At 40.0% G+C, this 26513-nt stretch carries 14 protein-coding genes, 2 tRNA genes and 3 rRNA genes; 10 read left to right on the top strand and 9 right to left on the bottom strand.

The window, feature by feature from the left end; all coding sequences use genetic code 11:
- Positions 1-159 precede the first annotated feature (159 nt).
- The 8 genes from ppc to HUS24_RS10550 all read left to right on the top strand — a co-directional run bounded on the left by ppc (position 160) and on the right by HUS24_RS10550 (position 11294).
- Complete coding sequence (gene ppc / locus HUS24_RS10585; protein WP_173911980.1) at positions 160-2850, top strand: phosphoenolpyruvate carboxylase; 2691 nt, start codon at positions 160-162, stop codon at positions 2848-2850.
- A 271-nt stretch (positions 2851-3121) separates the two neighbouring features.
- Entirely contained in the window at positions 3122-4426 is a 1305-nt protein-coding gene (locus HUS24_RS10580) for a solute carrier family 23 protein (protein ID WP_173911979.1), read from the top strand.
- Between the two features lie 351 nt (positions 4427-4777).
- Positions 4778-5779 carry a riboflavin biosynthesis protein RibF gene (ribF, locus tag HUS24_RS10575; protein ID WP_173911978.1) on the top strand — a complete coding sequence of 334 codons (1002 nt, stop codon included), beginning with the start codon at positions 4778-4780 and terminating at the stop codon, positions 5777-5779.
- Between the two features lie 63 nt (positions 5780-5842).
- Positions 5843-8686: an isoleucine--tRNA ligase gene (ileS, locus tag HUS24_RS10570; protein ID WP_173911977.1), complete on the top strand. Its 2844-nt coding sequence runs from the start codon at positions 5843-5845 to the stop codon at positions 8684-8686.
- Positions 8679-9215 (top strand): signal peptidase II, encoded by a 537-nt coding sequence (lspA, locus tag HUS24_RS10565; protein ID WP_173911976.1) that lies wholly within the window; start codon positions 8679-8681, stop codon positions 9213-9215. The genes ileS and lspA overlap by 8 nt, the downstream gene beginning before the upstream one ends.
- On the top strand, positions 9212-9697 hold the full coding sequence (locus tag HUS24_RS10560) for a peptidylprolyl isomerase (protein WP_173911975.1): 486 nt from the start codon (positions 9212-9214) through the stop codon (positions 9695-9697). Before lspA ends, HUS24_RS10560 begins: the two co-directional genes overlap by 4 nt.
- 164 nt (positions 9698-9861) lie before the next feature.
- Complete coding sequence (locus HUS24_RS10555) at positions 9862-10404, top strand: NADPH-dependent FMN reductase (RefSeq protein WP_173911974.1); 543 nt, start codon at positions 9862-9864, stop codon at positions 10402-10404.
- Positions 10405-10742: 338 nt separating this feature from the next.
- Positions 10743-11294, top strand: a complete 552-nt coding sequence (locus HUS24_RS10550; RefSeq protein ID WP_173912545.1) for a lytic transglycosylase domain-containing protein — start codon at positions 10743-10745, stop codon at positions 11292-11294.
- An 82-nt stretch (positions 11295-11376) separates the two neighbouring features.
- Here HUS24_RS10550 and HUS24_RS10545 read toward each other — a convergent pair whose 3' ends face one another.
- From HUS24_RS10545 to HUS24_RS10510, 9 genes are all read right to left on the bottom strand, one after another.
- Positions 11377-12726 (bottom strand): MFS transporter, encoded by a 1350-nt coding sequence (locus tag HUS24_RS10545; protein ID WP_173911973.1) that lies wholly within the window; start codon positions 12724-12726, stop codon positions 11377-11379.
- Between the two features lie 440 nt (positions 12727-13166).
- A 5S ribosomal RNA gene (gene rrf, locus HUS24_RS10540) occupies positions 13167-13281 on the bottom strand.
- A gap of 183 nt (positions 13282-13464) precedes the next feature.
- Positions 13465-16357: ribosomal RNA gene (locus tag HUS24_RS10535) — 23S ribosomal RNA — on the bottom strand.
- Positions 16358-16735: 378 nt separating this feature from the next.
- Positions 16736-16811 (bottom strand) — tRNA-Ala (locus HUS24_RS10530).
- Positions 16812-16857: 46 nt separating this feature from the next.
- Positions 16858-16934: transfer RNA gene (locus HUS24_RS10525), tRNA-Ile, on the bottom strand.
- A 59-nt stretch (positions 16935-16993) separates the two neighbouring features.
- Positions 16994-18532, bottom strand: a 16S ribosomal RNA gene (locus tag HUS24_RS10520).
- The 16S, 23S and 5S rRNA genes sit together here with 2 tRNA genes alongside, the layout of an rRNA operon.
- A gap of 525 nt (positions 18533-19057) precedes the next feature.
- Positions 19058-20950, bottom strand: a complete 1893-nt coding sequence (locus HUS24_RS10515) for an AAA family ATPase (protein WP_254433850.1) — start codon at positions 20948-20950, stop codon at positions 19058-19060.
- Between the two features lie 30 nt (positions 20951-20980).
- The gene (locus HUS24_RS17040) at positions 20981-21172 is read right to left on the bottom strand and encodes a hypothetical protein (protein ID WP_254433849.1); all 192 of its coding nucleotides are present in this window, start codon (positions 21170-21172) and stop codon (positions 20981-20983) included.
- 467 nt (positions 21173-21639) lie between these two features.
- On the bottom strand, positions 21640-23634 hold the full coding sequence (locus HUS24_RS10510; protein ID WP_173911972.1) for a 5'-nucleotidase C-terminal domain-containing protein: 1995 nt from the start codon (positions 23632-23634) through the stop codon (positions 21640-21642).
- 333 nt (positions 23635-23967) lie between these two features.
- Here HUS24_RS10510 and HUS24_RS10505 point away from each other — a divergent pair, with 333 nt between their 5' ends.
- The gene (locus HUS24_RS10505) at positions 23968-24972 is read left to right on the top strand and encodes a putative solute-binding protein (RefSeq protein WP_173911971.1); all 1005 of its coding nucleotides are present in this window, start codon (positions 23968-23970) and stop codon (positions 24970-24972) included.
- A 403-nt stretch (positions 24973-25375) separates the two neighbouring features.
- The gene (locus tag HUS24_RS10500; protein ID WP_173911970.1) at positions 25376-26380 is read left to right on the top strand and encodes a putative solute-binding protein; all 1005 of its coding nucleotides are present in this window, start codon (positions 25376-25378) and stop codon (positions 26378-26380) included.
- Positions 26381-26513 lie beyond the last annotated feature (133 nt).

Genomic DNA, 26513 nt, shown 5'->3' with positions numbered 1-26513 from the left:
GTATTTCTAAATAATACTTCTGGTTTTTTTACGGCATACTGTTTTTAACGATATAAATTGTTGTTGAAATAGCCGACCGCTTTTCTACTTTTGTAGGGGTGTCGTTGGAATGTCAGCATAGCGCGTTATAGTCATAAGGATAAGAACTGGAGAATAGCAATGATTCAACAAATTAATGCTCCACTGCGTGAGGATGTACGTTTACTCGGTAATCTTTTAGGGGAAACTTTAAAAGAACAAGCAGGACAAGATTTGTTTAATCAAATTGAACAAATTCGTGCCTTAGCCAAAGGCGCACGTGATGGTCAAATTGAAGCAGAAAAACAACTCGAACAATTGTTTCTTCATCTCAAAGATGATGAGATTTTGCCACTGACCCGTGCATTTTCACATTTCTTAAACTTTTCTAATATTGCTGAACAGTACCATGTGGTGCGTAGTCGTCGCCAAAGTGAATTTGATGAAAATGCGCCTTCACCCAATGTTCTGGTGCCTTTATTTGAACAATTTAAAAATAAAAATATCAGCGCAGCACAACTCTACCAACAAGTTTGTGAACTCAGTATTGAATTGGTGCTTACCGCACATCCAACAGAAGTCAGTCGCCGTACGCTGATTCAAAAATATGATGGCATTAATAACTGTTTATCCAAGTTTGACCAACAAAAACTTACGCCTAAACAACGTGCAGAAGTTCTAGCAGACTTAAAACAATTGATTTGTTCTGCATGGCAAACCGATGAAATCCGTCAACATCGTCCAACGCCTGTCGATGAGGCAAAATGGGGTTTCACTACGATTGAACAGACTTTATGGAATGCTGTACCAAAATTCATCCGTGAATTGGATGATTTAGTTCAAGAAAATTGTGACAAAGCTTTGCCTTTGGATATTTCGCCAATTCGCTTTGCTTCGTGGATGGGCGGTGACCGTGACGGCAATCCAAACGTGACACATAACATTACCCAAGAAGTGTTGTGGCTCTCTCGTTGGAAAGCAACCGATTTATATGTTCGAGACATCGAAGACTTACGTTGGGAGTTGTCCATAGCAGCATGTTCAGATGAACTTAAACACGCTTTAGGTGGTGAACATCCTGAACCTTATCGTGAGTATTTACGTGCAACACGCACACGCTTAAAAGCAACGCGTCAATGGCTCGCCAATAAACTGCAAGGGCAACACTCAGATGTAGACCGCAGTTTGATCATTCGTCATAAAGATGAATTATTACAACCACTTCTGCTTTGCTATCGTTCATTGATCGACAGTAATTTACCTGAAATTGCCAATGGTAAATTGCTCGATTTTATTTATCGGGTCAATTGTTTCGGGATTGAGTTACTCAAATTGGATATTCGCCAAGAATCAGGTCGTCATCGTCAAGCCATTTCAGCGATTACTGAATATTTAGGTTTGGGTAATTTTGAAACGTGGACAGAACAAGCACGCCAAAATTTCTTATTGCAAGAGTTACAAAGCAAACGTCCGTTGCTACCAAAGCATTTAAATGAACCTACCGATAGTTTGATTGAACATCCCGATGTGCAAGAAGTTTTTGCCACCATGCGGACTTTGGCAGAACAACCGAAAGAAAGTTTAGGTGCTTACATCATTTCTATGGCGGAATATCCAAGTGATGTGTTGGCAGTGCTGTTATTACAAAAAGAAGCAGGTATTGAACATCCATTACGGGTTGTACCGTTATTTGAAACACTCAAAGACTTGGATGGTGCAGCCAAAACCATGAATACTTTGTTCAATATGCATTGGTACAAACAGCATATTCAAGGCAAACATGAAGTGATGATTGGCTACTCTGACTCTGCCAAAGATGCAGGCTTTATGTCAGCCAATTGGGCACAGTATCGAGCACAAGAAGAACTCACCGCAGTTGCGCAGCAGCATAGTGTACAACTAACGCTGTTTCATGGACGTGGGGGTTCGATCAGTCGTGGTGGCGCACCAACCCAGCAAGCATTATTCTCACAACCGCCAGGTTCTATTTCGGGTGCAATCCGTGTCACAGAACAAGGCGAAATGATCCGCTTTAAGTTCGGTTTAGAAGAAATTGCTTTGCAAAATCTAGAAATCTATGCGGCTGCAACACTTGAAGCAACCCTACTTCCGCCACCTGTTCCAAAACCAGAATGGCGTGAATTGATGCATAGCATGACCGATTTGTCGGTGCAGGTATATCGTCAAACAGTACGGGAAAATCCACATTTTGTGAAATACTTACGTACGGTCACGCCTGAGCTTGAGTTGCAAATGCTTCCGCTCGGTTCACGCCCTGCTAAACGTAAAGTCACTGGTGGTATCGAATCTCTACGTGCCATTCCTTGGGTATTTGCTTGGACACAAATTCGTTTAATGTTGCCCGCATGGCTCGGAACGGGGGCTGCGATTAACCAAGTCATTGATCAAGGGCAAAAAGCACAGTTAGATGAAATGTTAGCAGAATGGCCATATTTCCAAACCTTGATTGATATGCTAGAAATGGTGCTCTCCAAAGCAGATCAAAATATTGCCTTATACTATGAATCACATCTAACCGATGATGAAGACCTAAAAGTTTTAGGTGCAGAGCTACGTCAACGCTTACATGATGCCGTACAAACATTGTTGGCACTCAAAGGGGAGTCAGAACTTTTAAGCTCAAATGATGTCTTAGATCAAGCCATGAAAGTACGTAAACCATATTTATTACCGCTGCATTTACTACAAGCAGAGTTAATGAAACGCCGTCGTACCTATTTGGCAGAAAAACACGCAGAACATACCCCTGTTGATCATGCGCTCATGGTGAGTATTGCAGGGATTGCAGCGGGTTTACGTAATACAGGCTAATTTTTTCAATACCCATTTTTAAGGAGGTGTTCGCATCTCCTTTTTTATTCAAAAATAAATGCAATTGCAAAATACACTATTTTCATGAGTAAAAATAAATGACTTAGTTAATATATTGATTTTGTTTATTTACAAAATACCAATTTTTTACCAATTGGTATAAATAAAAATAAAGCTGAATAATAGCAAACCCTTAATTTTACTTAATAGATGAAACTTCAATAAAAGAAAGCGTATGATATGCACAATTTGATTTTTGAGCGCTCATTTTATGTCCAATTGGTTTCCCAAATGGCGTCCTTATACTGGCAGCATTGATGCTCGTCCTGTCGGCACCAATGAATATCTCCCTCCTGCCCAAAGTGTTGTCTTAGGCATTCAACATGCGTTTGCCATGTTTGGTGCCACTGTTCTTGCCCCCTTTTTAATGGGTTTTGATCCAAATCTTGCGATTTTAATGTCAGGGATTTGTACGATTCTGTTTTTTATCATTACAGGTGGTCGCGTTCCAAGTTATTTAGGTTCGAGCTTTGCATTTATCGGTGTGGTGATTGCCGCAACAGGTTATGCCGCTTCTGGTACAGGTGCGCCGAATATCAATATCGCGAATGCTGCGGGCGGAATCATGGCATGCGGAATTTTATATGCCATTTTCGGTTTTATTGTGATGGCAACAGGTACCAAATGGATTGAGAAACTCATGCCACCTGTAGTCACAGGTGCGGTAGTGATGATCATCGGTCTCAACCTTGCCCCCGTAACGGTGAAAGGCGTTGCAGGCAATAACTTTAATATGTGGATGGCGTTGGTGACTGTACTATGTATGGGTTCAATCGCCGTATTTACCAAAGGTTTATTGCAACGTTTATTGCTTTTGGTGGGTTTATTATCTGCATATTTGATCTATTTTATCGTTGCTAATGTCATGGGCAATGGTACACCGATTAACTTCACACCGATTCAACAAGCAGCTTGGTTTGGTACACCAACTTTCCATGCACCTGTTTTTGATGTCAATGCGATGCTCATCATTGCGCCAATTGCGTTAATTTTAGTGGCTGAGAACTTAGGTCATATCAAAGCCGTGAGTGCCATGACTGGTGAAAATCTTGATCCGCATATTGGTAAGGCCTTTGTTGCGGATGGAATCGCAACCACACTTTCTGGTGGTGTCGGTGCGCCAGGTATGACGACCTATGGTGAAAATATTGGTGTGATGGCTGTTACCCGTGTTTACTCCACCATTATCTTTGTGATTGCAGGTGTTTTTGCGATTTTCTTAGGTTTTTCGCCTAAGTTTGGAGCGATTATTCATACCATTCCTACTGCGATCTTAACAGGTGCATCCATTGTAGTATTTGGTTTGATTACCATTGCTGGGGCGAAGATTTGGATCGAAAACAAAGTTGATTTTTCTAAAAATAAAAACTTAATGGTGGCTGCGGTTACGATTATTTTAGGTACGGGTGACTTCGCCTTACAGTTCGGTGATTTCAACTTAGGTGGTATCGGTACTGCAACGTTTGCTGCGTTGATTTTAAATTGGTTCTTTAGTTTAAACGATCCATCAGAATAATAAATTTAAGATATTTGAAGCAGTTGAAAGACTGCTTTTTATTTTAATAATCAATGATTAGCAGCATATATACAGTCTATTTGTTATAGTAAGCAGTAAAATGTTCTAAAAATACTTATTCAAAACTACTCCACCTCAAAAAGCTTCATGAATATCAATTTTCTATATACTTATCCCTATTTATCACTCTTAAATCTTATTCTTAAACCATTTAAAAGCGCATAATTATTCTCATTTAAGAATAAAAATTCATTTTTATAAAATATTTTTGGATAAAAACGCAACAACAAAGACGAAACTGTGAGATTATGGCAATATATACCTTTCAAATTTTAAGCTTATTTTGAAATCATGCAGCTGTTACGTCTAAATGCTCTCGCACCGAATTTTCAATTGCCTCAAACCGCAGTGACGATTGGCAATTTTGATGGTGTCCATTTGGGACATCAAGCAATGGTTTCTCAGCTCCAAGAAGTTGCTCAAACCAAACAATTAAAAACTTTAGTGATGATTTTTGAGCCACAGCCTTTAGAATTTTTTAAAGGTTATGAAGCACCTCCACGCATTACCTCGCTCAGAGAAAAAGTAGAATATCTCACAGCACTGGGCGTGGACTATATTGCTATTGCCAAGTTTGATGATCATTTTCGTAATTTAAGTGCTGAAGAATTTGCAGATTTATTAAAAAATAAACTTAATGCTCAAAGTCTTGTGTTAGGCGATGATTTTCATTTTGGTAAAAATCGTCAAGGCAATAGCGACTTTTTAAAACAATATGGCTTTGAAGTTACCAATTTAAATACCGTTGAATTTGATGGTGAACGTGTCAGTTCAACACGTATTCGCCAAGTCTTACAAGCAGGTGATTTAGCACTGGCGGCCAAACTGCTCGGACGCCCATATAGCATGATTGGTCGTGTACAATATGGCGATCAGATTGGACGTACACTGAATTTCCCAACCATTAATGTCCGTGTAGGTCGACATCGACCTTGTTTAAGTGGCATATATAGTGTTGAAGTGATTTGTGAAAGTACATCACTGACTGAAAAAGTTAAAGCTGAAAATCCTGCCAAAACAGGTATTTTAGGTTATCAAACCGATGCATTATTTGGTGCCGGGCATGTGGGGACACGACCAGCAATCCAACAAGAACATCCCGAATGGCGATTAGAAGTTCATTTTCCTGATGTTTCTGCTAATCTGTATGGCTTGTTAATGCGGGTGACTTTTTTGCACTATTTACATGGTGAAAAGAATTATTCGTCACTTGAAGCACTTCAAGCAGGGATTGATAATGATGTGGTGGAACTCCTTGAGTTTCGGCAAAACACCCCCAAGTTCCCCTTTTAAACTCAACTTTTTATGTAAAACGCGTCAGCCAAATACGGCTGATAGAATTGGATGACAACTTGCATGAGCGATAAGCAAACTCCTGAAAATGCTGTGGATTATAAAGCCACGCTAAACCTCCCAGGTACTGAATTTGCGATGAAAGCAAATCTCGCAGTACGTGAAGCAAAATGGTTAGAAGAGTGGTATGCGGACAACATTTATCAGCAGATTCGTGCATCGCGTATTGGCAAGAAAAAATATGTCCTTCATGACGGCCCTCCATATGCCAATGGTCAGATCCATTTAGGACATGCGGTCAATAAGGTCCTCAAAGACATCATTATCAAAAGTCGTGTGATGGATGGCTTTGATGCACCTTATGTTCCGGGTTGGGACTGTCATGGTCTACCGATTGAACTGAAAGTAGAAGAAAAAGTCGGCAAAGTGGGCGTGAAAGTCGATGCCTCTACATTCCGTAAAGCATGCCGTGAATATGCCAATACACAAATCGAATTACAGAAAAAAGATTTTGTGCGTATGGGTGTGTTTGGTGATTGGGACAATCCATATCTCACCATGAACTTCCAACAAGAAGCCGATATCGTGCGTTCACTGGGTGAAATTGCCAAAGCAGGTCATATCGAACCAGGACTTAAACCAGTGAACTGGTGTTTAGACTGTGGTTCTGCACTGGCAGAAGCTGAAGTCGACTATAAAGACAAAAAGTCCGATGCGATTGATGTTGGTTTTGGTGTGGTCGATCTTGCGGATTTATCAGCAAAAGTCGGTGCTACGGTATCAAATCCTACAGATATCGTGATCTGGACGACGACTCCTTGGACGCTTCCTGCTAACCAAGCTGTTGCACTCCATGCTGAAATTGAATATCAATTGGTTGAAGTTCAAACTGAACGTGGTACACAAAATCTGATCTTAGCTAAAGATTTGGTGGCGTCAGCTTGTGAACGTTATAAACTTGAAAATCCAAAAGTTTTAGCAGACTTTGTCGGTGCTAAACTTGAAGGTTTAAAATTACAACATCCACTAATTACTGATCGTCAAGTACCTGTAATTTTAGGTGAGCACGTCATTGCAACCAGTGGTACAGGTGCGGTACATACTGCACCCGGTCATGGTGTAGACGACTACAAAGTAGGTTTACAGTACAATTTAAAAGTGGACAATCCTGTAGGTGGAAATGGTGTGTATTTATCCACTGCACCGATTTTTGCAGGTGAGCACATTTATAAAGCCAACCCTCAAATCATTGAAAATTTAGGCGCTTCAGGCAAACTTTGGGCGCATGTACCAATCGTACACAGCTATCCACATTGCTGGCGTCATAAAACACCGATTATCTTCCGTGCCACACCGCAGTGGTTCATTAGCATGGATGCCAAAGGTTTACGTCAAGATGCGTTGAATGCAATTGAAAATGACATCAGCTTTGTACCAGATTGGGGTAAAAACCGTATTGAAGCGATGATCGAAGGTCGTCCAGACTGGTGTATTTCGCGTCAGCGTACTTGGGGTGTGCCAATTCCATTCTTCGTACATAAAGACACCAACGAATTACATCCTCGCACACCAGAGTTGATCGAAGAAGTTGCAAAACTGATCGAAAAAGAAGGGATTGATGGTTGGTATAACCGTGATGCAAGCGACTTCATCGGTGCAGATGCAGAGCAATACAATGCAGTACGTGACACCTTAGACGTTTGGTTCGACTCTGGTACAACCCATTATGCAGTGCTTCGCCAACGTGAAGAACTCACTGACCCAGCAGATTTGTACCTTGAAGGTTCAGACCAACATCGTGGTTGGTTCCAATCTTCATTGTTGACCTCGATTGCCATCAATAAACGTGCGCCATATAAAGGCTTGCTTACTCACGGTTTTGTCGTGGATGAGAAAGGTCGTAAGATGTCTAAATCGATTGGGAATATCATTACCCCTCAAGACATCATCAAAGATATGGGTGCAGACGGGTTACGTTTCTGGATTGCATCTGCCGACTACCGTTATGAAATGACAGCAGGTAAAGAGATCTTCAGTCGTGCGTCTGATGGTTACCGTCGTATCCGTAATACTTTACGTTTCTTGCTTGCGAATTTAAATGGTTTCAAACCATCGACAGATGCACTTCCTGTTGATCAATTGATCGCACTTGATCAATACATCTTGCAGCGTGCAACAGATGTACAAAAAACCATTCAGCAAGCCTATGAAGATATGAATTTCCATATCGTGACCAATGCATTGACGAACTTCTGTATCAATGACTTGGGTGGTTTCTATTTAGACATCATCAAAGATCGTCAGTACACCACCAAAGCAGACTCTCAAGCACGTCGTTCTGCACAAACTGCACTGTATCATTTGGTACAAGCATTTGTACGTTGGATGTCACCAATCTTAAGCTTTACTGCACAAGAAGCGTGGCCACTGATTCCTGAACAGTCTGAAAAATATGTCTTTACGGCTGAATGGTATAACATCCCTGTCGCATCGACTGCAAACTTAATCTCTGAAACTGATTGGCAAACGTTGATCACTGTTAAATCAGCAGTGAATAAGCAAATCGAAGCGGCACGAAATGCCAAACTGATCGGTTCTAACTTGTCTGCCAAAGTTGAGCTTTGGGCAAATCCTGAACTGAAAACAGTATTAGACCAACTGGGTGATGAACTGCGTTTTGTTTTGATTACTTCTCAAGTGGCTGTCAATAACTTTGATGAAGCACAAGGTGAAGCGAGTGATCTAGAAGGTTTACGTGTCAAAGTTTCTGCAGCTGAAGGTGAAAAATGTGCACGTTGTTGGCATGTTCTTCCTGATGTAAATACACACTCAGAACATCCAGGCCTTTGTTCTCGTTGTATTATTAACCTTCCTACAGGTCAAGGCGAAGAGAGAAAATATGCCTAATCCACAAAATAAAAAGGGCTTATTCCAGTTTTATCCGCATAACGTGATGTGGCTTGGACTTTCTGTGCTTGCCATCATCATTGACCAGTGGACTAAGCATATTGCAAGTACACATCTGACCTATGCAGATCCTGTACCTGTGTTGTCCTTTTTAAATTGGACATTGCTGCATAACTATGGTGCAGCCTTTAGCTTTTTGTCCGATGCAGGTGGATGGCAACACTATTTATTTACAGGTCTTGCAGGCATCGTTTCAATTATCTTTATTTTTTGGCTGTTACGCATGCCAAAAACAGTGGTGATTTTACCGATGGCGATTGCACTGATCTTAGGTGGTGCAATTGGTAATCTAATTGATCGAGTCAGCTTAGGTTATGTAGTTGACTTTATTCATGTATTTTACCAAAATCATCACTTCCCTGCATTTAACATTGCAGACAGTGCGATTACGCTAGGCACTATTTTATTGTTAATTGATACCTTCTTTTTAGAAAAGCAGCGTATTCAACGTGCGGAAAATGCAAAATGAATGAAGAAATAATTAATCCCAATGAAGAAACCCGTATTGCGGATGGATCAAAGGTAGACCTGCATTTTTCAGTTGCCATTGAAAGTGGTGTGGAAATTGACAACACGCGTAGCCGTGAGGCACCTGTCAGTTTAGTCATCGGAGATGGTAGTTTACTGCCTGGTTTTGAAAAAGCTTTATTTGGTTTGCGTGCAGGTGATCGCCGTACAGTGAGTCTTCCGCCAGAAGATGCTTTCGGTCCGTGGAACCCTGAAAATGTTCAAAAATTCGATACAGTGAAATTTGAACAACGTCCTGTTGAAGGTCACATGATCGAGTTTGAAGACAAAGCCAAACAAAGTTTATTTGGTGTGGTTAAAACGGTGGGTGATGACATCACTGAAGTTGACTTTAACCATCCGTTGGCAGGTAAAAACATTACTTTTGAAGTGGAAATTTTCAAAGTTACCCCTGCGGGTCAGCAAGGCGTAAAATTGATGTAATGCTTCATCATATCTAATCCTAAAATACATTGAAAAAGCTCCTGAGGGAGCTTTTTATTTTTCTACACTCAAATATAAAAATAATGGAAAATATACAAAAGCCCTCTATGCAAATAGCTGACATCGCTTTAATTTAATAGAACATAAAAAACAAAGGCTTAATTATGAAAATCTATATCGTTGTTGGCAGTGTACGTGAAGGACGCACAGCAATTAAAATTGCACGCTGGGCTGAGAAAACAATTAAAAATTTTGATTACAGTACGGTTCAAACTGAAATTGTGGATTTAAAAGAATGGGATTTACCACTTTTTGCAGGTGCGCATCCGCCACTTTCAGGTATTTATGACCAACCCAAACAACAAGAATGGGCAGATAAAATTGCACAAGCCAATGCCTTTATTTTCATTAGCCCTGAATACAATCATGGCTATAGCCCTGCATTAAAGAATGCGTTGGATTATATTGGCAAAGAATGGCGTGCTAAACCTGCGGCATATGTGAGTTATGGTTCAACCAATGGTTCACGTTCAATCGATCAAATTCGTCAAGTATGTACACAATTAGGAATGATCGATAGCAACGCAATCATCGAAATTCGCGATATTTCCAAGCGTTGTCAAGCAGAAGAGTTTGAAAGCAACGAATTTGATGAAAAAGCCTTAAAAACCAGCTTTGATAAATTAATTCAATATAGCAATGTCTAATTGTACGTCAAAGCGTACAAAAAATGCGGTTATTGACGCATTTTCAAGATAGGGAAATTATCCTATTCTACATACATAGGGAACAGGAAGTTTCCAGAACATAAAACAAAAATAATCAAGTTCTCGCATCAGGACGTGAGGTAAGACAGGAGTTATACCTAAACAACCGATACAAAACAGCTCAATCAGGATGATTGGGCTGTTTTTTATTGCTTCTTACATTCTTTTGCAAAACTTAAGTTATTCAACATTGACTCTTATTACAACGCTACCTAACATCATTTATAAATATTTTTCATATTGGTCGTATTTTGTTGATTCCTCGTTATTTTCCGAAAATGTTTAAAAGTTTATTAGGATCTTATTCAAGTACTTTAAAAGTTGCATTAGTGATTAGTACTATCGTGATAACAGGTTGTTCCACCCTTGGTGGCGGTTCTATTGAGAAACGGTCAGCCAAATTAGCGCAAGGTATTCAAAAAGCGTATTCGGTAGAAAGTAATACTGCAGCACGTATTGCACCCATGATTGTACAAAATGCAGAACAATATCGTGTAGACCCTTTACTTTTAGCTGCAATGATTCGCCAAGAATCGAGCTATCGCAGTTATGTTATTTCACCTGCAGGTGCGGTTGGACTAACCCAAATCATTCCACGCTATTGGCAACAGAGCTGCCAAGGTGATTTATTGGATGAAAATACCAATATTCATTGTGGTACCTATATTTTAGCCAAATATAACCAATCCGCAGGCAGTTGGAAAAAAGCATTAGCTTATTATAACGTTGGCCCAACAGGCTATCAGTCCAGTTGGAAAATGAAACGACAAGGCAAAAAATATGCAAGAGAAGTAAAAAAACATCGTAGCCATCTAAAAGATGCATTATAAAGTGCAATAAAAAACCTTGGCTAAATAAACTGTCCCAGATTTGAGGTTTAGCTTATTAACCAAGGTTTTAAAATGAATTATGTTAATTCGTGGAAATAGCAGCAGCTTTCACTTCTATTTTACTTTCTGCTTTTTTGATACGGATAAATGAAATCGCAATTGCACCAATAATCCCAGGGATGGCAACCGCAATAAAGTTCCATTTATGAGGTAACTCTAAACCAAGCAAATAACCAATTAAAATTGGTCCTACAATCGCACCAGTACGTCCAATCGCTGATGCCCAACCAATCCCTGTAGAACGCACTGCAACAGGATAATATTGCGCAACATAGCTATATAATAAGATACTGCAACCAATAGAGGATGCACCTGCCAAGCTTACCAATAGATAAATAATAGGTTGAGGTGAATTAAAACCCAGCCCAACCAACGAGAAGATCCCCACGATCAACATGCTAATCAGTACAGGTTTAAAATCAAATCGATCTGCTAAAATTCCCCCGCCAACAGTTCCGATCACTGCACCAATATTCAATGCCATTAAGAACATTAAGCTACTACCGAGTGAATATCCTGCTGCCATCATTAATTTTGGTAACCAACTGCCTAAAGCATAAAGCATCAGTAAGCACATGAAAAAAGCTAACCAGAACAATAATGTACCAACAGCACGGTTTTCAGTAAATAAAGCTTTTACAGAAGCATTTTGGGTTTGATCATCCGTTGATAAAACCAATTGTGTATCAGCTGTTACTTGTGCTGTAGGTTCAACTTGCTTTAAAAAATGACGTGCTTGATCCATTTTCTGAGCTTTTACTAAAAAGGTTAAAGACTCTGGTAAAAACTTCCAAAATAAAGGTACAAAAAGTAAAGGAATACCAGCAATATAGAACATGATTTGCCAGCCATAGTCTGCTGCAAACCATGAACCACACAATGCCGCCATAATGCCACCTACGGCATAACCACTAAACATGGTGGTAACTAAAGTACTTTTTAAACGTTGCGGTGCATATTCTGCAGTTAAAGCCACTAAGTTTGGTAATACTCCACCAATTCCTAAACCAGCGATAAAACGTAAAATTGCAAATTCAGTCGGATTTGAAGCAAAACCACCAATAAAAGTAAAAAAGCTAAATAATGAAACGCAAATTAAAATAACTTTTTTACGTCCAATTTTATCTGCAAGCATCCCAAATGACATTGCACCAAACATCATACCTGCGAGTGCTGTACTTGCCAGCATACCTGCTTGCACTGCAGTCATGCCCCACTCTTTCATCAATAAAGGTAAAACCACCCCATTGATTGCTAAATCATATCCATCAAATAAGACGATGAATAAACACCAAAGAATAATATTGACGTGGAAGGGCTTAAACTTCGCACGATCTACTACAGCATTTACATTCATTGTTTGCGCTGTCATTTTACTCACCTCCAATTGTGAGACTTATATTTCAACATACAATGAATGGCTGTTCATTTTTTGTCTAAAACCTTATCAGCATAAATATATACCTTAAGAGTATAGAAATTAATTTTTGGTATAAAATGCCACCTATTATTGATATAAAATATCAATAGGCTATAGGTTTTGTTAAAAAAGAGTAATTTTATAAATAAACAAAGTTATAAATAACAATTACTTAAATAATTTTATCTAGTTTATTAGACTTTAGTTAGCTTGCAAAATAAAAAATACAAAAATAATTGGTCGATCTTTAGTCTAATACTCGACAATTTTCTACTGATTTATGTGAATTGATCAAGTAAATAGATATAAATTTTAAACTTTCTAATTTTATCTTTCTCTTTTGCATAAAAAAATCCCCCTGCGCTATAAGCATCAGAGGGATTTGAATAATGAGCTGGCGATGACTTACTCTCACATGGGTAACCCCACACTACCATCAGCGCTAAGAGGTTTCACTTCTGAGTTCGGGAAGGGATCAGGTGGTTCACTCTTGCTATTGTCGCCAGCACAACTGTTTATGGATACTTGCTTAGTCTTACTTGTTTGCTAAGGTTTTTTCCAAAAGAGTTATTAACAGAATTTAATTTGAGCGAAATTGTATGTTCAAGCGTTATCTGAATCAAGTATTTTTAGATCATTTGATCTTTAATGAATCAATTAAGCTTTATACAACAACTGTTTGGGTGTTGTATAGTCAAGCCTCACGATCAATTAGTATTGGTCAGCTTCATACGTCGCCGTACTTCCACATCCAACCTATCAACGTCCTAGTCTTGAACGGATCTTTAGAGGACATAAAGTCCTAGGGAAATCTTATCTTGAGGTAGGCTTCCCGCTTAGATGCTTTCAGCGGTTATCCCTTCCGAACATAGCTACCCGGCGATGCGACTGGCGTCACAACCGGTACACCAGAGGTTCGTCCACTCTGGTCCTCTCGTACTAGGAGCAGATCCTCTCAAATTTCCAGCGCCCACGGTAGATAGGGACCGAACTGTCTCACGACGTTCTAAACCCAGCTCGCGTACCTCTTTAAATGGCGAACAGCCATACCCTTGGGACCTGCTTCAGCCCCAGGATGAGATGAGCCGACATCGAGGTGCCAAACACCGCCGTCGATATGAACTCTTGGGCGGTATCAGCCTGTTATCCCCAGAGTACCTTTTATCCGTTGAGCGATGGCCCTTCCATACAGAACCACCGGATCACTAAGACCTACTTTCGTACCTGCTCGACTTGTGGGTCTCGCAGTTAAGCGCGCTTTTGCCTTTATACTCTACGCGTGATTTCCGACCACGCTGAGCGCACCTTCGTACTCCTCCGTTACTCTTTAGGAGGAGACCGCCCCAGTCAAACTACCCACCAGACATGGTCCTCGCTCCAGATTATGGAGCAGAGTTAGAACCTCAATATTACCAGGGTGGTATTTCAAGATTGGCTCCACCGAAACTAGCGTCTCGGTTTCAAAGCCTCCCACCTATCCTACACAAGTAAGATCAAAGTTCAATGTCAAGCTGCAGTAAAGGTTCACGGGGTCTTTCCGTCTAGCCGCGGGTACACCGCATCTTCACGGCGATTTCGATTTCACTGAGCCTCTGCTGGAGACAGCGCCCCCATCATTATGCCATTCGTGCAGGTCGGAACTTACCCGACAAGGAATTTCGCTACCTTAGGACCGTTATAGTTACGGCCGCCGTTTACTGGGGCTTCGATCAAGAGCTTCGCTTACGCTAACCCCATCAATTAACCTTCCAGCACCGGGCAGGCATCACACCCTATACGTCCACTTTCGTGTTTGCAGAGTGCTATGTTTTTAATAAACAGTTGCAGGGGCCTAGTTTCTGTGGCTGCCAACAGCTCATCCCGCGAGGGGAATCACCACCGGCAGCGTACCTTCTCCCGAAGTTACGGTACCATTTTGCCTAGTTCCTTCAGCAGAGTTCTCTCAAGCGCTTTGGTCTACTCGACCTGACCACCTGTGTCGGTTTCGGGTACGATTCCTGTGTAACTGAAGCTTAGAGACTTTTCTTGGAAGTATGGTATCAGCCACTTTACTGTACAAGTACAGCTTGATATCAGTTCTCAGCATAGAGTACCCCGGATTTGCCTAAGATACATGCCTACAACCTTTCACCTGGACAACCAACGCCAGGCTGACTTAACCTTCTCCGTCCTCTCATCGCATTACACAGAAGTATTGGAATATTAACCAATTTCCCATCGACTACGCCTCTCGGCCTCGCCTTAGGGGTCGACTCACCCAGCCCCGATTAACGTTGGACTGGAACCCTTGGTCTTTCAGCGAACGGGTTTTTCACCCGTTTTGTCGTTACTCACGTCAGCATTCGCACTTCTGATACCTCCAGCAGACTTCTCAATCCACCTTCATCGGCTTACAGAACGCTCCCCTACCACGTATACATTGTATACATCCGCAGCTTCGGCATATAGTTTTAGCCCCGTTACATCTTCCGCGCAGGCCGACTCGACTAGTGAGCTATTACGCTTTCTTTAAAGGGTGGCTGCTTCTAAGCCAACCTCCTAGCTGTCTATGCCTTCCCACATCGTTTCCCACTTAACTATAATTTTGGGGCCTTAGCTGGCGGTCTGGATTGTTTTCCTCTTGACTACGGACGTTAGCACCCGCAGTCTGTCTCCCGGATAGTACTCATTGGTATTCGGAGTTTGCATCGGTTTGGTAAGTCGGGATGACCCCCTAGCCGAAACAGTGCTCTACCCCCAATGGTATTCGTCCGAGGCGCTACCTAAATAGCTTTCGGGGAGAACCAGCTATCACCGAGTTTGATTAGCCTTTCACCCCTATCCACAAGTCATCCCCTGGCTTTTCAACGACAGTGGGTTCGGTCCTCCAGTTAGTGTTACCCAACCTTCAACCTGCTCATGGATAGATCACCCGGTTTCGGGTCTATACCCAGCAACTATGCGCCCTATTAAGACTCGATTTCTCTACGGCTCCCCTATTCGGTTAACCTTGCTACTGAATATAAGTCGCTGACCCATTATACAAAAGGTACGCAGTCACCAAACAAGTTGGCTCCCACTGCTTGTATGCATGCGGTTTCAGGATCTATTTCACTCCCCTCACAGGGGTTCTTTTCGCCTTTCCCTCACGGTACTGGTTCACTATCGGTCAGTCAGGAGTATTTAGCCTTGGAGGATGGTCCCCCCATATTCAGACAAGGTTTCACGTGCCTCGCCCTACTCGTCATCATTATATGTGCCCTTTCGTGTACGGGACTATCACCCTCTACGGTCGCACTTCCCAGAGCATTCCGCTAAAACACATATAACTTAATGGGCTGATCCCCGTTCGCTCGCCGCTACTGAGGGAATCTCAATTGATTTCTTTTCCTAAGGGTACTGAGATGTTTCACTTCCCCTCGTTCGCCTCATATGACTATGTATTCATCATATGATACCTACCTTATGGTAAGTGGGTTTCCCCATTCAGAAATCTCCGGATCACAGGATATTTGCCGCCTCCCCGAAGCTTATCGCAGGCTATTACGTCTTTCATCGCCTCTGACTGCCAAGGCATCCACCACATGCACTTAATTACTTGACTATACAACCCCAAACAGTCGTTAACCCCTACAAGTAGGATTAAGACAATTAAGTAAATAATAAATTATTTATTTAATTTACAGTTCGAAGTACTGTGTATCTAAACACTGTACAGCTTCAATTAGATTCATATACCAAAACGCTTGATTCAGTTTTATCGCTAGTTACTCATTTCATTTAACTTTCACAATTGCTTGCTAAGTTAACTAAAACGAGTATGAACAATTTATTTCAACTCAAATATATTCTGTTAATGATTAACTACCGCCTCGTCAGCAAGTAGTAAACTGTGATAAATCACAGAAATTAATCAATTCAATTTTCATCAAATTCATTAATTTCTATAATCTATTATTTAGCCCGTACTCTTTAAAGTACATGGTGGAGACTAGGAGAGTCGAACTCCTGACCTCCTGCGTGCAAAGCAGGCGCTCTACCAACTAAGCTAAGTCCCCAGTTAAGATCTTAATGTATTCTGCTTTTCTGCACTCTTATCAGTAGTGGTGGGTCTGACAAGACTTGAACTTGTGACCCCACGCTTATCAAGCGTGTGCTCTAACCAACTGAGCTACAGACCCTCAGATACATCAATGAAGAACAACTTGTTGTGGATTCTTACCAATCGTCAATCTTTCGTTAAGGAGGTGATCCAGCCGCAGGTTCCCCTACGGCTACCTTGTTACGACTTCACCCCAGTCGTCGACCACACCGTGGTAAGCGTCCTCCTTGCGGTTAGACTACCTACTTCTGGTGCAATAAACTCCCATGGTGTGACGGGCGGTGTGTACAAGGCCCGGGAACGTATTCACCGCGGCATTCTGATCCGCGATTACTAGCGATTCCGACTTCATGGAGTCGAGTTGCAGACTCCAATCCGGACTACGATCGGCTTTTTGAGATTAGCATCCTATCGCTAGGTAGCAACCCTTTGTACCGACCATTGTAGCACGTGTGTAGCCCTGGTCGTAAGGGCCATGATGACTTGACGTCGTCCCCGCCTTCCTCCAGTTTGTCACTGGCAGTATCCTTAAAGTTCCCATCCGAAATGCTGGCAAGTAAGGAAAAGGGTTGCGCTCGTTGCGGGACTTAACCCAACATCTCACGACACGAGCTGACGACAGCCATGCAGCACCTGTATGTAGATTCCCGAAGGCACCAATCCATCTCTGGAAAGTTTCTACTATGTCAAGACCAGGTAAGGTTCTTCGCGTTGCATCGAATTAAACCACATGCTCCACCGCTTGTGCGGGCCCCCGTCAATTCATTTGAGTTTTAGTCTTGCGACCGTACTCCCCAGGCGGTCTACTTATCGCGTTAGCTGCGCCACTAAAGCCTCAAAGGCCCCAACGGCTAGTAGACATCGTTTACGGCATGGACTACCAGGGTATCTAATCCTGTTTGCTCCCCATGCTTTCGTACCTCAGCGTCAGTATTAGGCCAGATGGCTGCCTTCGCCATCGGTATTCCTCCAGATCTCTACGCATTTCACCGCTACACCTGGAATTCTACCATCCTCTCCCATACTCTAGCTTCCCAGTATCGAATGCAATTCCCAAGTTAAGCTCGGGGATTTCACATCCGACTTAAAAAGCCGCCTACGTACGCTTTACGCCCAGTAAATCCGATTAACGCTCGCACCCTCTGTATTACCGCGGCTGCTGGCACAGAGTTAGCCGGTGCTTATTCTGCGAGTAACGTCCACTCATCTTGGGTATTAACCAAAAGAGCCTCCTCCTCGCTTAAAGTGCTTTACAACCATAAGGCCTTCTTCACACACGCGGCATGGCTGGATCAGGGTTCCCCCCATTGTCCAATATTCCCCACTGCTGCCTCCCGTAGGAGTCTGGGCCGTGTCTCAGTCCCAGTGTGGCGGATCATCCTCTCAGACCCGCTACAGATCGTCGCCTTGGTAGGCCTTTACCCCACCAACTAGCTAATCCGACTTAGGCTCATCTATTAGCGCAAGGTCACAAGTGATCCCCTGCTTTCCCCCGTAGGGCGTATGCGGTATTAGCATCCCTTTCGGAATGTTGTCCCCCACTAATAGGCAGATTCCTAAGTATTACTCACCCGTCCGCCGCTAGGTCAGTTACCGAAGCAACTCACCCCGCTCGACTTGCATGTGTTAAGCCTGCCGCCAGCGTTCAATCTGAGCCATGATCAAACTCTTCAGTTAAAATCATTTGTGCCTTTATTAAAGAATAAGACACCAATTCTGGCTCATCAATTACTGACAAATTCTCTCAAATAAACTTCGAGTAATTTAAACCAATCAATCAATGATAATTATTTCGATTAATCAATCAGTAAAAATCCACACAAGTTGTTCTTCATATTCTCTTAATGATCTTCTCAATGCTTCGTCAGCATCAAGCTAGGTCGGCTATATTACTCTCTTAAATCAGAAAGTCAACTGATAATGAAAACTATTTTTAATCCTCCCTGCTAAAACCCAACTCAACTATTTCATGCTAAGCTACTGTTTTATCAGAAGTTTTAATCTTCATCACCGCCGATGGATGTGCATTCTACAGTATTTCTAAGCAGGTGCAACCCCTTTTTTAAAGCTTTTTGCTCATGTGGGCATTATTTCGACTAAAACACTCAAAAAAAGGTTTTTTTATCTATTTTTTAAGCATTTTTATAAAAAAATCCCGCACAAATGCGAGATTTTTTATTGTTGAACTCATTTTCAGAAAACTTAGAAACCCATTTTTCCTGATATTTTGTATTTCACAGACATTTCTTCTTCTAAATGCTGTAAAACTGCATTGACATGTTCAAAGGGTTTGAAACATGCTTGACGAATAATCACTGCAAAATCGCCCGCGCTCAGTTTATTTAAACTATGTAGCTGGTTTTTCACCTGTGCTTCATTCACTTCAAGATGAAGTTGCTCGCAAACATTTTCTAATAATGTCAAACGCTGTGCATAACTTAAGAAATCAAAATGCATTTTAAAGTCAAAACGGCGTAAAGCAGCTTGGTCTAATTCTTCAAAGCGATTTGTCGTTGCTACAACAATGCCATTAAAGCTTTCCATCTGTACCAAGAACTCGTTGACTTGAGAAATTTCCCAAGATTTTGTTGCTTGTCGTCGATCTTGTAACAAACCATCGACTTCATCTAGCAATAAAACTGCTTGTTGTTCCTCTGCATCACTAAAGGCTTTTGCTAAGTTTTGTTCGGTTTGTCCAACCCAAGGTGAAATCAAATCTGAACCACGTTTTACCAGAAGCGGTTGATCCAAGTATTCCGCCAACCAACGTGCAAATGCGGTTTTTCCCGTACCTGATGCACCATATAAGCACAAACGACCAAAACCATGTTGCTGTATCCCTTTCACAATCTGTTGGAGATCAGCTTTGGTATTGATGTAATTTAGATCGTAAAATTTAGGCAAAGCATTGCTGTCTTGCAATTTTACCGCCTGAAATCCTTGTGCTTTCAGCGTATTGGAAATAAGTTTGCGCATACTACCTTGTACCACCAACGTTTCATTTTGGATTTTTGCCATTTTTGCTACTTTATAGCTACGATTTAGAATCGCAGGCGAAAGTTGCTCAACATTGGCAAATGCTTCTTGATACAGGGGTTCAACGTCATCAGTAGTACATTGTTTGGCAATAAATTGCAGTCGTTGTTTTTTCGGAGGCACTTTGATTTCAAGTACCAGATCAAAACGACGTATAAATGCAGGATCAAGTTGATCGGAATTTGAAACCCAAATCGTTGGTGTACGATTCTGCTCTAAGATACGGTTGACCCAAGCTTTACGACTTTGCGCCGTGCTTTTCATGCCCATGCCATTTTCAGTGTCATTAAAAACATCTTCGATTTCATCAAACATCAATAAAGCCGACTGACTGTCAAAAATACACTGTGCCGCACGATAGGCACATAAACGTCCTGTCGCAGAAATGGCATCCCCGTCTTCATCTTCATAAGAAATTTCAAACAGTTGTACAGCAAGTTGCTTAGCGATCACTTTGCATAACTGGGTTTTTCCTGTACCAGAACTGCCGTATAGGAAAATATTAACCCCTTTTTGTTTGTTATTTTTGACTTGTTTTAAGTAGGCTAATAACAAACTTAAATCTTTTTCAAGATGAGGATAATCCTGTAATGTCAACTCAGCAGCATCACTTTTATTGATCGTACCAGCAAATAAATCCATCACATCATTGGCTTGAACCAATAATTTATCCACCAGTTGGTTAGAAACCAGACTTAGTTTGCCACGTAAATAATTACGATAATGCTGTTGTACGCTAATCAAACCACTTCGATGCAGACGTCCTTGTACAGACAAAGCTTGGCGAATGTCATCATAAGGCACTTTCAACACCACAGTCATAGCACGCAAAGTTTTAGATGCCGTTAACTCACCAATGGTATCGGCAATATCATCAAGTAATTGTTCACTATTCAACAACACCACAAAAGCCAATATCAAACACTCAACATCGTTCAAATCTAGCAATTGCTGTAAAAGTTTTAAGTTAAATTGCAATTCAGCACTGAGCTGAAATGGTTTTGTTAAATGTTGTTGCTCAATATTTTGATAGAGTTGATTTAACTCTTGATGTGCCAATAGCTCATTAAACTGGTCTGTGCATAAGCCTTATGAAAAACCTAACTGTTTTGCAATCCATTGATGACTAAAACAATTATCACAAATAAACTCTTTTGCACCACCCAATTCCACTAAAAAACGCAAAGCCCACAGCTTCGCCAGTGGATGAGTTTCAGCAAAATTCTCCACCTCACCTTGTTGCATATCTTCTGCAAAAGGTTGATTAATATATGTATTCATATGTTCACTAACAATTTTCAAATGTGAGTACATTGCAGTTTTTCTAGACAATACAATGTACTGAAGACATTTATACTCTTTCAAAGTTTTTAAGTTTTTCGCGCAATTTAGCGCATTTAGTTTTATATGGTTTTATCGCAAACCAGCATAGATTACTTGAATAAACAACATGATTTCTCTCCCGAATACTCCAAATAGACACATGCTTTTGGATCAATAAAAAGGCGGGTTAAATCAAGATATTATGGTCATCCTGCAACCAGTAAAGTGGAGATCGCGATCTTGTCAAAGGCAACGTTACAAGATCAATAACAGTCAGTGTGCAATTAAAATTGGAATCATTATTGATTTTAAGCCACCATGGCTTAATTTTGGGCGTTATATTAATTGCTCATTTTTCAAACCGCAAGTCATTTTCTGTATAAAAAACAAAAATCCTGACAAGCAGGATTTTTGTAAAGTTAAATCTATTTAGTTTGAGTTTTAGCTACATCTACAAACTGTTGTGTACTGTATGCTTCAGTTGGCAATTTATTAATTTTCTTTTGTCCCACTTGCCCTGCCAAGCCTTGCGTGTATTTCAAAAAGGCTTCTGCATAATCCAAACCTACATTGGAACGGCGATCTCCTGTGATACTGCTTAAAGTGGTATAACCATCTTTACCATTTGCCAAGAAATCAATCGTCACGATTTTATAGGTTTTATTTGAATCTAAAGCATCATATTTACCGTCTTTATTGCGGACTTGGAGCTGGGTTAAACGCTGACCTTTATTTTTGCTAAAATCAACATTCCAACGTAAACCGCCTGTATATGGATAACTGCCTGTATTATTAGCAATTACACTGTCGATCGCATCTTCTAAGGTTGCTTTCACTTCTGCACCTGTCAGATGCAGTTCAACCAAAGTATTTTTAAAAGGTAAAACACTGTAAATCTTACCAACTGTGACATTGCCTTGTGCAACATCCTCTCGTACACCACCACCATTTTGAATGGAAATATCTGCACCAAAGAATGCCTTACCTTGTTGCAAGAAAGCTTCAGCAATGATCTGTTGAATATCACCGCCATGTTGATCGACATGGATATTTTTATTACATACATCACCCAAAGTCGAACGTCCCACATCACGTTGAGTACCCGGCACACGACGTGAACAAAGATTATCTGTCGCTTGTCCAACCACTTCTTCTGCAAACTTTTGTTTTTGGGTTTGATACGGTTTCAGCACAGTTAAAGTTTTTGGATCAGGCTGAATAAAATTAAATGGCACTTGATCTGCTTTAATTTGATTTAAAATCATATCTTTTTCAGCCGCACTGATGTTTGGAATCTCATTGCGATTATAGACTTTTTGCTGTGCTGGACTTTTACCTGTATTAAATTGCATTAAGTCCGCATTATATTTTTTAATGTCTGCGGTACGTTTAATATCATCACCTAGAAGTAGATGTGGTGTCCCTGTACAACTGGCAATTTTACCCTCTTTGTCAAATTTCACATTTAACTCACCGACAATATTGCTGTATTCCCAAGCTTGCGCAACACAAACTGCGTCACCATTTTTATTTTTGAGTTGGGTTGGATAAGCGCCCTCAGGACTTAAACTATATTTTTCTAAACTTTTTGGTCCAAGTAAGGTATGTGAATCTCCACCTACAATCACATCCACATCGGTCAAAGCAGTCGCTAATTTTTGGTCGAGGTCATAACCAACATGCGTTTGTAAAATAATATTTTTAATGCCTTGTGCTTTTAACTGATCAATTTCTTTTTGTGCAGTCACAATCTCATCTGCGAAAGTCGTGTCTGAATTTGGCTGTGATGAATTTTTAGTTTTCCCTGCAATGGTCAAACCAATCACCGCAAATTTCACTCCATCTTTCTCAAAAACTTGTGATTTTTGAATACGATTAGTTTTGTATAATGGTGAAGATGCGCCAAAACTGACATTGGCAGATAAAATTTTAGTTTTTTCCTTACAACTTCCTTGGTCTAAAAAATCTATAAATTTTTTCAAGCCAAAATCGGTCGAATCGAACTCGTGATTACCTAACGTAAAGGTATCAAAACATAGCGTATTCATGGCATCAGCATCTGCTTTACCATTAGTTAAGTTGTAATATAAATCGCCTGTAATCGCATCGCCTGCATGCATTTTAAAGACATTTTTCTTTTCAGCAGAAAGTTGATTAATCATCGCAGTGACACGCGCAAAACCGCCTTTGCCTGCATTAAAATCCTCATCCCCTTTACCTACATTGGCTTTTAAAGCAAAACCATCCTTGTCTTCATCTAAATGTGAATGGTGATCATTGATATGTAAGATATTTAATTCTAAGCTTTTATTTTCAACAGGTGGTTGAACAACTACAACATCTTTGTCGTCATTACATGCGGTAAAAATCACACATAATGGTAAAATTCCCCATACTTTTTTCTTATATAAATGTTGCATAATTCACTCTAGACTATTTAATATTTGGATTTAGTGTGCAGCGCAAATATTTAGCTTTTATGAATGTAATTTGAACATTTATTTAAATTTTGAATTTCAAATAAAATTTTTTAATTAAATTAAGTTTTTGTATTTTAAAAATTAATTACAATTAATTGTTTTAAAGCCAATACAATTTAGATTTTTTTAAAAGGACGATTTTATTTTCATCTAAATTTTTAAGCTGAACTTCATACTACCACTTAGCGCATATTATTTGATCACTGTCGTACTCTATGTTAAAACACATAAAAATGTGTGAATTCAGATGGATAAAACGCTAAGGAAATAAAAATGAAAAATAAATTATTTTTGATATGTAGTTTAGGTATATTCATATCGCCTTTGGCACAAGCAAAGCAAAATGTTTGTGTTTTTGACTTACTCGGAAAAGCTGGCGAATCCTATAAAATTATGGAAGAGTGGGCATTGGCTGCTAAAAGTTGGGGTGCGGATGTCAATCTGATTGCCTATAAATCAGAAGAACAAGCAGATAGTGATTTTAAGACCAATAAATGTGATGCTGTAGCAATGACGACTATGCGCTCACGTGAATATAATAAATTTGGCGGTTCATTAGATGCTGTTGGCAGTGTGCCAACCTATGCAATTGCAGAAAAAGCCATTACTTATGCATTAGATAAACGCAATGCTAGACGATTAGTTTCAGTTAAAAATGGGGTGAAATATGAACTTGTAGGGATTAGTCCTTTAGGTATGGCTTATATTTTTGTCCGTGATCGTAAAATTGACTCATTTGAAAAAGCCAAAGGCATTAAGTTTGCCTATTTACATTATGATATTGCTCAAAAAGCTGCTGTAGAGCGAGTAGGTGCGGTTGGCGTTCCTTCAGATATTTCTAATTTCGTTAAAAGATTTAACTCTGGGGAAGTTGATTCAGTTCCATCTCCAGCATACGCTTTTAAACCACTCGAAATTCATCGAGGACTAGGCAGTAAAGGTGCAATGTTTACTTATCCCGTTATGCATGTCACCGCTGATATTATTATTAAACCTGATCAATTTCCGCTAGGTTTTGGCGAAAAATCACGTGCTTGGTCTTTAAAAAGACTTCCTCAAACATTTAAATTAATTCAACGTTTAGAGGCAGAAATTCCAGCCAAATATAAGCTTAATATCTCCAAAGAAGATGAAGTTAAATATCAAAAATTACTCAGAGAAGTCCGCATCGATTTAACTCAACGCGGTGTTTATGATGCAACCATGATGTCGGTATTGAAAAGAGCACGTTGTACAATTGACCGTACCAATTTTGAATGTTCATTGGCGGGTGAATAATTTTATACTTAAAACATTTAAAATGTAGACATAATCGTAAAATCAGTCATAAAAGTCCCTACTTTTTTGACTGATTTTACAGACATATCCTGTAAGCCAAAAAAACTTTTTATGTCATCAAAAATAAACTGTTACGTTCATTTTATTTTTGACTTACGCCTTTTAAAATAAATTTTTATAAAATAATCATTTTTATAAAATAATTTATAAGAATGAAATCATAATCTTAAATATATTTTTAAATCGTTTAATACATTTTTGCTAACGTAAAAATAAAATAATGCAATGGTTCAAAATATACAAAAAAATGGAGTAAAAGCTCTATTTTTTTTAAATAAAGTTGATTAAGATTGCGGTTAAAAGAAACTCCAATTATGGATGTATAATTGACAAGGACCAAAATATGAAAAAAATAGCTTTAGCTGCGGCGACAATCTTAGGTTTAAGTACAACAGCTGCAAATGCTGCGATTAATGTTTGTGTATTTGATTTATTAGGTAAATCTGGTGAATCTTTCCAAATGGCACAAGAATGGGCATTAGCTGCAAAAGGTTGGGGTGCTGATGTTACTTTAATTCCAAAACAAGACGAAGCTGTTGCAGATAACGATTTTAAAGCAGGCAAATGTGACGGCGTATTCATGACAGCAATGCGTGCTCGTCAATATAACAAATTTGTGGGTTCTATCGACTCTTTAGGTGGCGTACCAAGTAATGCGATCGCACAAAAAGCAATTACTTTTGCTTTAGATGCACGTAATGCAAGCAAAATGGTGTCTAACCTTGGCGGTAAAAAATACGAAGTTGCAGGTGTTGCACCTTTAGGTTCTGCATTTATTTTTGTGCGCGACAAAAATATCAACTCAATTGAAAAAGCGGCTGGTAAAAAATTCGCAGTTTTAGGCTATGACCAAGCACAGAAAGTGATTGTTCAACGTGTAGGTGCGCAAGCCGTTATTTCAGATATTTCTAACTTTGCTGCGAAATTTAACAACGGTCAAGTGGATATGATTGGTGCGCCAGCATATGCATACAAGCCATTGGAATTAAACAAAGGTTTGGGTTCAAATGGTGCGGTATTCAACTTCCCTGTAATGCAAATTACAGCTGACTTCTTGATTCGCCCAGAAAAATTCCCTGCTGGTTTTGGTCAAAAATCGCGTGATTATTTTGTGAAGAACTTGCCAAAAAGCTTTGCAATGATCAATCGTTTAGAAGCATCAATTCCTGCGAAATACAAAGTAAACTTAACTGCAGACGACAAATTAAAATATCAAAAAATGATGCGTGATGGTCGTTTAGAGTTAACTAAAATGGGCGTATATGATGCTGGTATGATGTCTGTACTTAAAAAAGCACGTTGTTCTGTCGACAAAGCGAATTTTGAATGTAGCTTAGCTGGCGAATAATGTTGATTTAAAAGGAAAAACCCAGAATAAATTCTGGGTTTTTTTCTATTTTCAATTTGTCATTTAAGTCATTGTTATATAAATCATTAACACTTAATCTTATACGGTCTGCCTGAGCAAGAAAAAATTCTTT

The organism is Acinetobacter sp. Marseille-Q1618 (genome assembly GCF_902809855.1).
Lineage (GTDB): Bacteria > Pseudomonadota > Gammaproteobacteria > Pseudomonadales > Moraxellaceae > Acinetobacter.
The sequence above is the reverse complement of the archived record's forward strand: the minus strand, read 5'-3'. Positions and strand labels throughout refer to the sequence as shown.

What these genes read in the sequence shown, in the direction of transcription:
- ppc (WP_173911980.1), top strand. Translation starts at nt 160, where the DNA reads ATGATTCAACAAATTAATGCTCCACTGCGTGAGGATGTACGTTTACTC.
- HUS24_RS10580 (WP_173911979.1), top strand. Translation starts at nt 3,122, where the DNA reads ATGTCCAATTGGTTTCCCAAATGGCGTCCTTATACTGGCAGCATTGAT.
- ribF (WP_173911978.1), top strand. Translation starts at nt 4,778, where the DNA reads ATGCAGCTGTTACGTCTAAATGCTCTCGCACCGAATTTTCAATTGCCT.
- ileS (WP_173911977.1), top strand. Translation starts at nt 5,843, where the DNA reads ATGAGCGATAAGCAAACTCCTGAAAATGCTGTGGATTATAAAGCCACG.
- lspA (WP_173911976.1), top strand. Translation starts at nt 8,679, where the DNA reads ATGCCTAATCCACAAAATAAAAAGGGCTTATTCCAGTTTTATCCGCAT.
- HUS24_RS10560 (WP_173911975.1), top strand. Translation starts at nt 9,212, where the DNA reads ATGAATGAAGAAATAATTAATCCCAATGAAGAAACCCGTATTGCGGAT.
- HUS24_RS10555 (WP_173911974.1), top strand. Translation starts at nt 9,862, where the DNA reads ATGAAAATCTATATCGTTGTTGGCAGTGTACGTGAAGGACGCACAGCA.
- HUS24_RS10550 (WP_173912545.1), top strand. Translation starts at nt 10,743, where the DNA reads ATGTTTAAAAGTTTATTAGGATCTTATTCAAGTACTTTAAAAGTTGCA.
- HUS24_RS10545 (WP_173911973.1), bottom strand. Translation starts at nt 12,726, where the DNA reads ATGACAGCGCAAACAATGAATGTAAATGCTGTAGTAGATCGTGCGAAG.
- HUS24_RS17040 (WP_254433849.1), bottom strand. Translation starts at nt 21,172, where the DNA reads ATGAATACATATATTAATCAACCTTTTGCAGAAGATATGCAACAAGGT.
- HUS24_RS10510 (WP_173911972.1), bottom strand. Translation starts at nt 23,634, where the DNA reads ATGCAACATTTATATAAGAAAAAAGTATGGGGAATTTTACCATTATGT.
- HUS24_RS10505 (WP_173911971.1), top strand. Translation starts at nt 23,968, where the DNA reads ATGAAAAATAAATTATTTTTGATATGTAGTTTAGGTATATTCATATCG.
- HUS24_RS10500 (WP_173911970.1), top strand. Translation starts at nt 25,376, where the DNA reads ATGAAAAAAATAGCTTTAGCTGCGGCGACAATCTTAGGTTTAAGTACA.